An 11,267-nucleotide genomic window follows, 5' to 3' on the forward strand; every position below is an offset into this window, starting at 1 on the left:
CGCCGAGCCGCCGTGCGCACTGGTGCTCGGCGTCGGCTGCGGGCAGACTGCACCGGACGGAACTCGGGCCGGGAGGACGCCGGTCTGGAACGGGACGCGGAGCGGACCCGCACGGGACCGCACACTGGATCACGACACGAGCCGGCCACGGCATCCGCAGGATCACGGCCGGCATCGACGCGCACGAGGGGGCGGGGCGGCATGGCGGAGCCGGAGTTCACGGCCACGGGTGTGCGGATCGGGAAGCGGTTGCGCTCGCTCACCCGGGCCGGACAGGTCCGGATCAGCGGCGGCAGGCTTGAGTTGCTCACCAGTTACGGCAGTGAGATCGACAGCGCGCCGGTCCAGGCGGTGCGCGCGTCCCGGCCCTGGTTCGCACCGGAGGACCGGGCGCTGGCGGACATCAACGGCCAGCGGTACCTGCTGACCCTCGGCGACCACGACCCCGCGCCGGGCGAGCCGGGACCGCCCGCGGCACGCCGGTTCATCGAGGCGGTCCACAGGGCTGCGGGGCGTAATCGCTGAGCTACCAAGAGTTGCGGTACCGCGCCCCTTGCGTCACGCTGGTCTCACGTCACTCTGGGTCTACCGGCGATAACACTGCGAACCAGCCCGCCGGCACATGACAGCAGGCCGCAGTTTCACGCACGCATCCTGCTGGATCCGTACGTTCGTGTTCTTCCCACCTCACGTCGGGGAGTCGCAGCCGTGATCAGTCACCCAAGCAGACACTGCACGGTGGAGCTCCAAGCCCTGCCGTCGCGGATCGGACAGGTCCGCAGAATCGTATCGGCACAGTTGCGTTACTGGCATCTGGACACTCTGATCGACCGGGCCGCGCTCGGCGTGACGGAGTTGCTGACCAACGTCCACCAGCATGCGCAGCCCGACAAGATGTGCACCGTGGAGATAGAGCTGCTGCTCGACCGGCTCATGGTCTCGGTGCACGACCATGACCCGAGGCTTCCCGAGGTCGGCGACGCCGACGCGCTCGCGACCTGTGGCCGGGGGCTTGCGATGGTGGCCGCCGTCAGCGAGAGCTGGGGCGTAAGGCCGGACGGGGAGTCCGGCAAGGTCGTGTGGTTCACACTGCCGACGCCTGTGGCGGCGCGGGCGTCGGCGAGAGCGGCGTGTCCGCCGCGGCGGGTGGTGCGCGAGACGGCGGGGGCTGTGTTTGCGGAGGTCGAGCGCACGGTTGACGCGAGGGTTTGAGGGCGCCGGGGTGAATCGCTCGCACCGCTGCGCCGAATTGCCCGATCACCTGCGGGGGCACTGAATGCCGGTCTTTGCGACTCCCTCGCGGCCGGCTACGAGGGCCACTACCGCCAGTTGCACGTGATGCCGCACCACCGTTGCCCGCGTTGCGGCCGAACCGCTCGTCCAGGACGGACCCTCGGCGCCAGCGCTCGTCCTCGTCGATCTCGCCGGAGGCCAAGCACGGGCCGCGCATGGCGATTCGGCGAGTCGCCGGATGGGCGGTGGTCGTCCATCGGGCGCCACGGTCCATGTCGGCCGGGCCGGACGGTGCGGCGCAGGAGCGTGATCGCTCCGGCGACGACGGCCGCCCAGATCAGCGGGAAGAAGAGGATCCACGGGCCGGGCCCGCCGTCCCGGTTCGCCAGGGTCCGCATCTCGGTTCATCTCCCTGGGGGGCTTCCACCACTTCAAGGGGAAGCAGGACCTCGCGCTCGCCGCGATCCGGCGGACGGCCGAGGAGATGCGGCTGCCGCCGGGGAAGTACTCGGCGGGCCGGGGACTCCGTACGAGCGGATCGAGGCGTATCTGCGGCACGATCGCGATGTGCTGCGCTGCTGCCCGATCGGCCGGCTGACGATGGATCCGGACGTCGTCTCCAGCCCCGAGCTGCGCGCACCCGTGGACGACACGCTCGACTGGCTCCGCGTACGTGCTGGTCCGGGCATCCGGATCGCCCGCCGCGTTCGACGTCGGTGTCCGCGGACTGCTCTGCCTGCTCGCTCCCCGATAGGAGCCCTTGAGCCCCCAGCCCCCAGCCCTCAGCCCTCAGCCCCGAGTTTCCAGCCCCCAGCCCCGTGAGGAGCCCACACCGATGCACCATACGACTTCTGGCGCACTGGCCCACCAAGTGACCGGGCGCGCATATGAGGAGGGCGGCGCGGCCCTGGCGGCGGCCATGCCCGGAAGGCGCGGGCTGCGGCGAGGCCGGCAGTGGTGACCGCGGTCCGTACGGTGCTGGGGGATGTGCGCCCCGAGGAGCTGGGGGTGGTCGACGCGCACGACCACCTGTTTCTCCACAGCCCGCAGCTGCCCGGCCAGGAGCTGAACGACGCCTCGGCCGCGCGGGCCGAGCTGGAGGCGTTCCGCGCGGCCGGCGGATCGGCCGTGGTGCAGTGGACGCCGTACGGCATGGGGCGGCGGGCCGCCGATCTGCCCTCGCTCTCCCGCGCGTCGGGGATCCACGTCGTCACCGCGACCGGGCTCCACCAGGCCGTCCACTACGACGACAGGACGCTCGCCGAGCTGCGCGGAAGGCTCGCCGACGTCTTCGTGTCCGAACTGACCGAAGGCATCGGGACGTCGGGAGTGCGCGCCGGGTTCATCAAGGTCGCGGGCGGGTTCCACGCGCTGGATGCGCACGCCCGCTGGACGATGGGCGCGGCGGCCGAGGCGCACCACGCGACCGGTGCGGCGATCGCCGTGCATCTGGAGCTGGGCACGGGTGCGCTCGATGTACTGGACGTGTTGTGCGGCGAGTTGGGGGTACCGCCGGAGCGGGTCGTTCTCGGCAATCTCAACCGCTGCCCCGATTTCGTCGTGCATCGCGAGGCCGCCTCCACCGGCTGCTACCTCGCCTTTGACGGGCCGTCACGCGCCGGCCACGCCACGGACTGGTGCATGCCGGACGCGGTCCGGGCCCTCGCGGACGGCGGCTTCGGCGACCGTATCCTCCTCGGCGGCGACACGACGGCCGCCACCGCCCGCTCGGTCAGCGGCGGCCCCGGCATGCCGTATCTGCTGCGCCGCGTACGGCCGCGGCTCGAAGTCGCGCTGGGCGCCGAGCTGGTGGGCCGGATCCTGACGGGCAATCCGGGCCGCGCCTTCGCCTGGCCGTCCTCGGGGGAGTACGGCTGACCTGCCCGTCGGACTCGCCCGCGACTAGGCCACGGTGATGTCCACCGACGGCCGGAGCTTCGCCGCCGCGGCCAGGGCCTCGTGGACGGGGTGCGTGTCGAAAGCCGCCAACAGAGCTTTGTCCGCCGGGAGTTGGGTGGCCGGGTAGGCGATCTGCTCGAATGCGGCCTGGAAGCGCGGTCCCCAGCGGCGGGCGCCGAGGCGGGCCGTGCGGGAGCAGTTGTCGACCATGTGGGCCACGTCGCGGGCGTGCATGTACGGCAGCAGCGAGTCGACGGCCTCGATGACCGACTCGTTGACGATCTCGGACCAGGGGTGGCCGCGGTCGGCGAACTCGTCGACCTGCGCGGTCATGGCGGCGACGAAGACTCCGGCGGTGAACGGGTCCACGGGCAGGTCGCGTTCGGCCCGCCGGGACCGTACCCGCTCCCCCGCCGCCCACATCGGAGAGCCGCCGATCTCGCTCATCGGGCGGGCGCCGAGCCGCCGTTCGGCCAGGATGACGCTGCGCAGCTCGGTGCCGTCGGCTACCTCGTCGTAGATCTCCGCGATGATCTCGCGGGCGGGTGCGTACGTCGCCGTGTACGCGCGGTCGAAGACGTCCCGTCCGGCCGGGTCGAGCCCCTCGCGCACCGCCCGCAGCCCGGCCTGCGAGATGGTGCGGGCGACGGGACCGGTGATGTTCTCGCAGGACCGTTCGTACGCCGTCACCTCGTCGTCCCCGGCGAGGCGGCTGCGGAGGAAGAGGCTCTCGACGATGCCGTGGACGGCGCCGAGCAGGATGGCGCGTTCGCCGACGATGTCGGAGAGGTACTCGCTGTCCAGGGTGGTACGGAAGGTGTACGGCGAGCCGAGCGCCACCGACCAGGCGAGCGCGAGGTCGGTGGCCCGCCCGTCGGGGTCGGCGTGTACGGCAAAACTGCTGTTGATCCCGGCGCCGTTGATCTCCGCGCCCTGCTGGTACAGGCGCCGCACGGAGTCGCCCATGCCCTTGGGGCAGACGGCGATCACCGGGTGTCCGGGCGGGAAGTCGCTGCCGGTCTCCCGGAGGTGGCCGAGCAGGAAGCCGTGCGAGAGGCCGATCGCGGCGCCCGGCTTCAGCGCGTTGAAGATCGTCAGGTGGTGGGCGGCGAGCGCGGCGTCCGCGATCAGCAGGATCACCAGATCGCTGTCGGCGGTCACCGCGAGCCAGTCGCCGAGCGTGCCGTTCTCCTCGGTGAAGCCGTGAGCGCGGGCGTCGGCGGCCGAGCGTGAGCCGGGGCGCAGTCCGACCACCACCCGGATGTCCGTTCCGGCCAGCGAGTCCCTCAGGTTGAGGGCCTGGGCACGGCCCTGCGGACCCCAGCCGATGACGCCGATGCGGCGCACGCCCGCAAAGGCTTTCGGGAGCGGCGGGAAGAGGTGCCGGCCGCCGCGCAGGATGGTCTCCGTGCCACCGGGGACGTCCATGGTTTCGAGCGGGAACACGGGAGGTGTACGTCGTCGAGGTCATGGTGGAGTTGTAGGCTCACGGCGAACGTTGCAGCAAGCGCAACTTGCGCATCGCGGTGTTGCATAGGACGAAATGGCCAGGTGGCGGGGTGCGGGACGACCATCGGGAGCTGCGGCTTTTCCTGCATCTGGCGCAGACGCTGAACTTCGGCCGGACGAGCCTCGACTGCCATGTCAGTCCGGCGACGCTGACGCGGACCGTGCAGCGGCTGGAGGCCGATCTCGGGCACCGGCTGTTCGACCGGGGGCCGCGCGGGGTGTCACTCACCGCGGAGGGGCATCGGTTCCGTGAATACGCCGTCCAGGCGCTGGAGTTGTGGCGCTCCTACCGGGAGGAGCATCCCGACCCGGCCGAACTGACCGGCCGTCTGGCCGTGTTCGCCACGGTGACCGCCTGCCAGGCGCTGCTGCCCGACCTGCTGGCGCCGTTCCGTGCCGCCCACCCTCAGGTGCGGCTCGATCTGCGGACGGGTGACGCGGCTGCCGCGCTGGCCCGCCTCGACGAGGGCGAGGTGGACGTGGCCGTCGCGGGGATCCCGGCCAGGCTGCCGGAGCCGCTGGTGAGCCGGACGGTCGCGGTGACCGAGCTGGTTCTGGTCACCGCGCGGGACCGGCCGGACCCGGGGCTCGACGGGCCCTTCGTCCTGCCCCACCGGGGTCTGGTCCGTGAGGCCGCCGACCGCTGGTTCCGCGCCCGTGGCACGACACCCGACGTGGCCTGCGAGCCGGACGGCCATGAGGGGCTGCTGACGCTGGTCGCCCTGGGCTGCGGCACGGGCGTGGTCCCGCGTCTCGTACTGGAGCACAGTGCGGTGCGCGAGCGGCTTGCGGTGCTGCCCGCCCATCCGCCGCCGGAGCCGTTCCCGATCGGGTTGTGCGTACGGCGGGCGGATCTGCGACGGCCGCTGGTGGCGGGGTTGTGGAGTCTGACGGATCGGACGGGCTGAGCGCGCGCCTCACCAGGGAAGGCGCCCCTCCACGTCGAAGTAGCCGCCGGTCGGACCGTCCGGGCCCGCCTGCGCCATGCGGACGAGGGGGCCGCGGACCGCTGGAGCAGCGGCAGGAAGCCAGTACCAGGCACCGTCACGGCCGGCACGGTTGACTGGGGGCATGACGACGACGGAACTCGGGCGGGCGCTGCCGCCGCTGGCGCGACCGGTCGCCCCGGAGACGGCAGGGCTGCCCGCGGGTGGTCAGCGGCGCGGCTGCGCCAAGAGGAACTCGCCGTGCTGACGGGGATCTCGGTCGACTACGTCACCCGCCTGGACTTCGGCAGTGCCCTGAGGGCGCGCGGGGCTGTGTCAGGAGGTTCACGAGCGGGCGAGCGGCCTGCCACGACGGCGCCCCGGTCGAACGACGGCACGTCACGGCACGTCCAGCGGAGCGCTCAGTGCCCCCAGCGGATCGTCCAGCACCGGCTGCCACGCCAGCTCCGCCGCACCGACGAGGCTGTTGTGGTCGAGCGTGCACGCCAGGATCGGCACGCTGCCGCTCTGCCCCCACAGACTGCGGTCGGCGACGACGGCACGCAGTCGCTCCGGGTCGGCGTCGAGCAGCGTGCGATGCAGTCCGCCGAGGATGATGCGGTCCGGGTTGAGGATGTTCACCAGGCCCGCGAGACCGAGGCCCAGCCGGTCGATCAGCTCCTCGGTGGCCGTACGGACGGACAGGTCGTCGTGCCGGGTGCGGACCAGGTCGTTGGCCTGCTGCAACAGCGACACCTCGGGGCCGGGTTCGCGTCCCGCCGCGGTGAGGAAGGCCAGCGGGTCGGCCTCGACGTCGAGACAGCCGCGGCTGCCGCAGTGGCAGGGGCGGCCCTCCGGGTTGACGGTGAGGTGGCCGACCTCCAGGGCCAGGCCCGAACTGCCGGTGTGCAGGCGGCCGTCGAGGACGAGCGCGCCGCCCACGCCCCGGTGGCCGGTGGCCACGCACAGCAGGTCCCGTGCCCCGCGTCCCGCACCGTGCCGGTGTTCGGCGAGCGCGGCGAGGTTGACGTCGTTGCCCGCGAACGCCGGCCCGGTGATCCCGGCGGCGCGCACGCACTCCGCGAAGATCCGGCGGACGCGCGCGCCCGCGGGCCAGGCCAGGTGCAGCGGGTTCAAGGCCAGACCGTCCGGTTCGGCGACCGCGGACGGCACGGCGAGCCCGGCGCCCACGCAGCGTCGCCCGGCCGTGCGCAGCAGGTCCGCGCCCGCCTCCACCACGGATCCGAGGACCTTCGCGGGGTCGGCGTCGACGGCCTCGCAGCCGGGGGCGGTGGCGACGATCCGGCCGCCGAGCGCGACCAGTGCCGCCCGGAACCCGTCGGCGTGCACCTGTGCGGCGAGGACGACGGGCCCGTCCTCGGCGACGGACAGCCGGTGCGAGGGCCGTCCCTGCGATCCGGCCGCGGCGCCGGGCCGGGCGTCGACCCGGATCAGCCCGAGCGCTTCCAGCTCGGCGGCCACCGCGCCCGCCGTCGCCCGTGTCACCCCCAGTTCCGCGGTGAGCACGGCCCGGGTCGGCGCCCGCCCGGTGTGCACGAGCTCCAGCGCGGGCCCCAGCGCTCCGCGCCCCCGGTCCAACCGCGTTCTTGAGGTGGTACCTTCCCCCGCCGGCCGGGGGTCCGCCTTCCCGCTCATGAGGGCGAGTCTCCCATGATCCGCAGGTCGAGCGGCTTACGACCTCGGGGGGAACAGCTCGGCGTCCATGCTCCCCATCCTGCCCGACCGGCCCTCACCTGCGGCTCGGCTAGCCTGGTCGCACGATGAACGACCGTATGACGACGCCCTGGGGCGAGTTCGCGCCGGCCCGCTTCCCCGAGGATCCGCGCGAGAGGCTGCGCGCGTGGGACGCCTCCGACGACTATCTGCTGAGGCACCTCGCGGACCAGAAGGTCCCGCTGCCGGGCACGGTGGTGGTCCTCGGCGACCGCTGGGGCGCCCTGGTCACGGCGCTCGCGGCGCATCGGCCGGTGCAGATCACCGACTCGTACCTGGCCCAGGAGGCGACCCGCGCGAACCTCGCGCGCGCCGACGTCGAGCCGGGCGCCGTCACCCTCCTCACCACCCAGGATCCGCCGCCCGCCCGGATCGACGTCCTCCTCGTCCGGGTACCGAAGAGCCTGGCGCTGCTGGAGGACCAGCTGCTGCGGCTGGCGCCCGCCGTGCACGAGGGCACGGTCGTCGTCGGGACCGGCATGGTGAAGGAGATCCACACCTCCACGCTGAAGCTGTTCGAGCGGATCCTCGGCCCGACCCGCACCTCGCTGGCGGAGAAGAAGGCCCGGCTCATCTTCTGCACCCCCGGGGACCTGAAGCCGCACGTGAACCCCTGGCCGCACACCTACACGCTCCCCGACGGCATCGGCCCGGCTTCCGGTGCCACCGTGGTCAACCACGCCGGCGTGTTCTGCGCCGACCGGCTCGACATCGGCACGCGCTTCTTCCTGAAGCATCTGCCCAGCGGCAGCGGGGGCGCACGCGTCGTCGACCTGGGCTGCGGCAACGGTGTCGTCGGTACGGCGATGGCGCTGGCCGATCCCGGGGCCGAGGTGCTGTTCACGGACGAGTCGTTCCAGGCCGTGGCCTCGGCGGAGGCGACGTACCAGGCGAACAAGCTACCGGGGCATGCGGAGTTCCGGGTCGGGGACGGGCTGGCGGGAGTGCCCGCGGGCAGTGTCGACCTGGTGCTCAACAATCCGCCGTTCCACTCCCACCACGCGACGACCGACGCGACGGCATGGCGGATGTTCAGCGGGGCGCGGCGCGCGCTGCGGTCCGGCGGTGAGCTGTGGGTGATCGGCAACCGGCATCTGGGCTACCACGTGAAGCTGCGGCGGTTGTTCGGCAACAGTGAACTGGTCGCCGGCGACCCGAAGTTCGTGGTGCTGCGAGCCGTCAAGGAGTAGGTGGCGTGGGCGTTCCGTGATGTGCCTGTGCCGAGTCCCGGGCGGGGACGGGATGCTGGTGCTCACCGCCCGCCCAGCACCCGCATGATCGCGGCGACCGTCCGTACCATCGCCTCCCGCCCCGCACTCAGGTACTTCCGGGAGTCGACGGCCTCCGGGCGGGTGGCCAGGTAGTCCCGTATCGCGCCGGTCATGGCGAGGTTGAGGGCCGTGCCGATGTTCACCTTGGTGATGCCGCCGGTGACGGCCGCGGTGAGTTCGGTGTCGGGTACGCCGCTGGAACCGTGCAGGACCAGCGGGACGTCGAGGACGGCGGCGAGCCGCTTGAGGAGGTCGTGGTCGAGGGTGGCCGTGCGGGTGGTCATGGCGTGCGAGCTGCCGATGGCCACCGCGAGCGCGTCGACGCCCGAGCCGGTGACGAAGGCACGGGCCTGAGCGGGGTCGGTCCGGGCCCCGGGCGCGTGCGCGTCCAGCGGCGGACGCCCGTCCTTGCCGCCCACCTCGCCCAACTCGGCCTCGATCCACAGCCCTTGGGCATGTGCCCAGTCGACGGCGGCCCGTGTCGCCGCGAGGTTCTCCTCGTACGGCAGCCGCGCCGCGTCGTACATCACGGAGCTGAATCCGGCGCCCGGCGCCTGCCGCAGCAGGTCGTCGCTCTGGACGTGATCGAGGTGCAGCGCGACGGGCACGGCGGCCCGTTCGGCGGCGGCGACGGCGGCGCGGGCCAGGGGCAGCAGGCGTCCGTAGCGGAACGTGACCGCGTTCTCGCTGACTTGGAGGACGACGGGCGCGTCCACGGACTCCGCGCCGGCGATGACGGCCTCGATGTGTTCCAGCGTGATGATGTTGAAGGCGGCGACGGCGGAGCGGGCGGCGGCGGCCCGGGTGACGAGTTCGCCGGTGGTGGTGAGGGGCACGGCGGGTCCCTTCAGTCGGCGAGGATCACCGAGCGGGTGAGGTGCCGGGGCCGGTCCGGGTCGAGGCCGCGGGCGGCGGCGACGACGACCGCGAGCCGCTGGGCGCGGACCAGTTCGGCGAGCGGGTCGAGTCCGCCGGCCACCCACAGTCCGCCGGTGGCCCGCACCTGTTCGGCCAGGCCCTCGGGCGGCTCCCCCAGCATCCAGGTGGCGGTGGAGTGGGTGGTGATGCTGATGGGGCCGTGCCGGTACTCCATCGCCGGATAGGCCTCGGTCCACGACAGCGCGGCCTCGCGCATCTTCAGCCCGGCCTCGTTGGCCAGGCCCACGGTCCAGCCGCGGCCCAGGAACGTGAACTGCGTGCAGCCGGCGAGTCCTTCGGGCAGCGGGGTGGCGAGCGCGGTGCGGGCGTCGGCCACGACGGAGTCGGTGTGCAGCCCCAGGTGGGCGCGGAACAGGGTCAGCGCGGTGGTCGCGAACCGGGTCTGCACGACGGACCGTTCGTCCGCGAAGTCGAGGACCACGACGTCGTCGGCGGCGGCCATGACGGGCGTGCCGGGATCCGCGGTGACGGCGGTCGTGCGCGTGCGGCCCGTCAACCGCCCGAGCAGTTCGAGGACTTCGGTCGTGGTGCCGGAGCGGGTGAGGGCGACCACGCGGTCGTACGAGCGGCCGTACGGGAACTCGGAGGCGGCGAAGGCGTCCGTCTCGCCCTGCCCCGCGCCCTCCCGCAGCGCCGCTGCCGCCTGCGCCATGAAGTACGAGGTGCCGCATCCGACGATCGCGACCCGCTCCCCCGCCACCGGGAGCACTCCGCCGTGCTGCCCGGCCTCCGCCGCGGCCCGGGTCCAGCACTCGGGCTGGCTGGTCAGCTCGTCCTCGACATGAGTCATGTGCACCCTTCCCTCGGCTTGATTGTTCTTGCAAGATATAGCCGTCTTTCAAGCACAATCAAGCATTCATCCCCCGTCGACGTGCGCTAGGGTCGCCGGGAGATCGAGGGACGGAGGGTGCGGATGTCGCGGGACGCCCGCTGGAAGGCGCTGCTGGAGCTGCTCGTCGAGCGCGGCCGGCTGGAGGTCGAGGAGGCGGCGGCCGAGCTGGAGGTGTCGGCGGCGACGATCCGGCGCGACTTCGACCAGCTGGCCGAGCAGCAGATGCTCGTGCGTACCCGGGGTGGCGCGGTCGTGCACGGGGTGTCGTACGAACTGCCGCTGCGTTACAAGACCGCCCGGCACGCCTCCGAGAAGCAGCGGATCGCCAAGGCGGTCGCGGATCTCGTCGCGCCCGGCGAGGCGGTGGGGCTGACCGGCGGCACGACCACCACCGAGGTGGCCCGCGCGCTGGCCGTACGCGGTGATCTCACATCCGGCTCCCCCGCGCTGACCGTCGTCACCAACGCCCTCAACATCGCCAACGAGCTGGCTGTCCGGCCCCAGTTCAAGATCGTGGTGACCGGCGGGGTCGCGCGGGCGCAGTCGTACGAGCTGATCGGGCCGCTCGCGGACGGTGTGCTCGGCCAGATCACGATGGATGTGGCGGTGCTCGGCGTCGTCTCCTTCGACGTCACCCACGGCGCCGCGGCGCACGACGAGGCGGAGGCCGCGGTCAACCGGCTGTTGTGCGAGCGGGCCGAGCGGGTGGTCGTCGCCGCCGACTCCAGCAAGCTGGGGCGTCGGGCGTTCGCCCGGATCTGCGCCGCCGACGCGGTGGACACGCTGGTCACGGACGCGGCGGCCGGGCCGGAGACGGTGCAGCGGTTCGAGGAGGCCGGGATCCAGGTGATCGCCGTCTGACGCCGTGGCCGATCGTCCCGACGGCCCGCGCCGACCAGCCACGATGGCGCCGCGGTCGAACGA

At 72.8% G+C, this 11,267-nt stretch carries 11 protein-coding genes and 3 pseudogenes; 8 read left to right on the forward strand and 6 right to left on the reverse strand.

The genetic code is table 11. The features are described 5' to 3' along the window. Positions 1–201: 201 nt before the first annotated feature. Entirely contained in the window at positions 202–525 is a 324-nt protein-coding gene (locus GFH49_RS32495) for a hypothetical protein (protein WP_155059642.1), read from the forward strand. A 183-nt stretch (positions 526–708) separates the two neighbouring features. Beyond that, positions 709–1,212, forward strand: coding sequence for an ATP-binding protein (locus GFH49_RS32500; RefSeq protein ID WP_196218198.1), 504 nt, complete (start codon positions 709–711; stop codon positions 1,210–1,212). A gap of 127 nt (positions 1,213–1,339) precedes the next feature. Here the strand turns inward: GFH49_RS32500 and GFH49_RS40670 are convergent. Next, positions 1,340–1,631, reverse strand: a pseudogene (locus GFH49_RS40670) (SHOCT domain-containing protein); the annotation flags it as partial. Positions 1,632–1,654: 23 nt separating this feature from the next. Here GFH49_RS40670 and GFH49_RS40675 point away from each other — a divergent pair. Further along, a pseudogene (locus GFH49_RS40675) lies at positions 1,655–1,987 on the forward strand (TetR/AcrR family transcriptional regulator); the annotation flags it as partial. 203 nt (positions 1,988–2,190) lie between these two features. Beyond that, on the forward strand, positions 2,191–3,111 hold the full coding sequence (locus tag GFH49_RS32515; protein ID WP_155059643.1) for a phosphotriesterase family protein: 921 nt from the start codon (positions 2,191–2,193) through the stop codon (positions 3,109–3,111). A gap of 24 nt (positions 3,112–3,135) precedes the next feature. Here the strand turns inward: GFH49_RS32515 and GFH49_RS32520 are convergent, their stop codons facing one another. Beyond that, on the reverse strand, positions 3,136–4,560 hold the full coding sequence (locus GFH49_RS32520) for a ketol-acid reductoisomerase (RefSeq protein WP_155059644.1): 1,425 nt from the start codon (positions 4,558–4,560) through the stop codon (positions 3,136–3,138). A gap of 131 nt (positions 4,561–4,691) precedes the next feature. On the opposite strand from GFH49_RS32520, the gene ilvY reads away from it, so the two are divergent. After that, positions 4,692–5,549, forward strand: coding sequence for an HTH-type transcriptional activator IlvY (gene ilvY / locus GFH49_RS32525; RefSeq protein WP_155059645.1), 858 nt, complete (start codon positions 4,692–4,694; stop codon positions 5,547–5,549). A gap of 9 nt (positions 5,550–5,558) precedes the next feature. Here the strand turns inward: ilvY and GFH49_RS41295 are convergent. Then, positions 5,559–5,636: pseudogene (locus tag GFH49_RS41295) on the reverse strand (short-chain dehydrogenase); the annotation flags it as partial. A gap of 76 nt (positions 5,637–5,712) precedes the next feature. Here GFH49_RS41295 and GFH49_RS32535 point away from each other — a divergent pair. Continuing rightward, positions 5,713–5,835, forward strand: a complete 123-nt coding sequence (locus tag GFH49_RS32535; RefSeq protein WP_408055975.1) for a hypothetical protein — start codon at positions 5,713–5,715, stop codon at positions 5,833–5,835. A gap of 131 nt (positions 5,836–5,966) precedes the next feature. On the opposite strand, the gene GFH49_RS32540 is transcribed toward GFH49_RS32535, so the two are convergent. Continuing rightward, positions 5,967–7,223, reverse strand: a complete 1,257-nt coding sequence (locus GFH49_RS32540; protein ID WP_155059646.1) for an ROK family protein — start codon at positions 7,221–7,223, stop codon at positions 5,967–5,969. Between the two features lie 137 nt (positions 7,224–7,360). On the opposite strand from GFH49_RS32540, the gene GFH49_RS32545 reads away from it, so the two are divergent. Further along, a complete protein-coding gene (locus GFH49_RS32545; RefSeq protein ID WP_155059720.1) occupies positions 7,361–8,491 on the forward strand; it encodes a methyltransferase in 1,131 nt (376 codons plus the stop codon). A 62-nt stretch (positions 8,492–8,553) separates the two neighbouring features. Here the strand turns inward: GFH49_RS32545 and GFH49_RS32550 are convergent, their stop codons facing one another. Next, the gene (locus GFH49_RS32550; RefSeq protein ID WP_155059647.1) at positions 8,554–9,408 is read right to left on the reverse strand and encodes a class II fructose-bisphosphate aldolase; all 855 of its coding nucleotides are present in this window, start codon (positions 9,406–9,408) and stop codon (positions 8,554–8,556) included. Between the two features lie 11 nt (positions 9,409–9,419). After that, positions 9,420–10,301 carry an SIS domain-containing protein gene (locus tag GFH49_RS32555; RefSeq protein ID WP_155059648.1) on the reverse strand — a complete coding sequence of 294 codons (882 nt, stop codon included), beginning with the start codon at positions 10,299–10,301 and terminating at the stop codon, positions 9,420–9,422. Positions 10,302–10,424: 123 nt separating this feature from the next. Here GFH49_RS32555 and GFH49_RS32560 point away from each other — a divergent pair, with 123 nt between their 5' ends. After that, positions 10,425–11,204 carry a DeoR/GlpR family DNA-binding transcription regulator gene (locus tag GFH49_RS32560; protein ID WP_155059649.1) on the forward strand — a complete coding sequence of 260 codons (780 nt, stop codon included), beginning with the start codon at positions 10,425–10,427 and terminating at the stop codon, positions 11,202–11,204. Positions 11,205–11,267 lie beyond the last annotated feature (63 nt).

The sequence above is a fragment of the Streptomyces blattellae genome, from assembly GCF_009709555.1.
Classification (GTDB): Bacteria; Actinomycetota; Actinomycetes; order Streptomycetales; family Streptomycetaceae; genus Streptomyces; species Streptomyces blattellae.

Bases quoted from the DNA above. Each gene is read 5' to 3' on its own strand.
- GFH49_RS32520 (WP_155059644.1), bottom strand. From the start codon at position 4,560: ATGGACGTCCCCGGTGGCACGGAGACCATCCTGCGCGGCGGCCGGCAC.
- GFH49_RS32555 (WP_155059648.1), bottom strand. From the start codon at position 10,301: ATGACTCATGTCGAGGACGAGCTGACCAGCCAGCCCGAGTGCTGGACC.
- GFH49_RS32535 (WP_408055975.1), top strand. From the start codon at position 5,713: ATGACGACGACGGAACTCGGGCGGGCGCTGCCGCCGCTGGCGCGACCG.
- GFH49_RS32560 (WP_155059649.1), top strand. From the start codon at position 10,425: ATGTCGCGGGACGCCCGCTGGAAGGCGCTGCTGGAGCTGCTCGTCGAG.
- GFH49_RS32545 (WP_155059720.1), top strand. From the start codon at position 7,361: ATGACGACGCCCTGGGGCGAGTTCGCGCCGGCCCGCTTCCCCGAGGAT.
- GFH49_RS32540 (WP_155059646.1), bottom strand. From the start codon at position 7,223: ATGAGCGGGAAGGCGGACCCCCGGCCGGCGGGGGAAGGTACCACCTCA.
- GFH49_RS32495 (WP_155059642.1), top strand. From the start codon at position 202: ATGGCGGAGCCGGAGTTCACGGCCACGGGTGTGCGGATCGGGAAGCGG.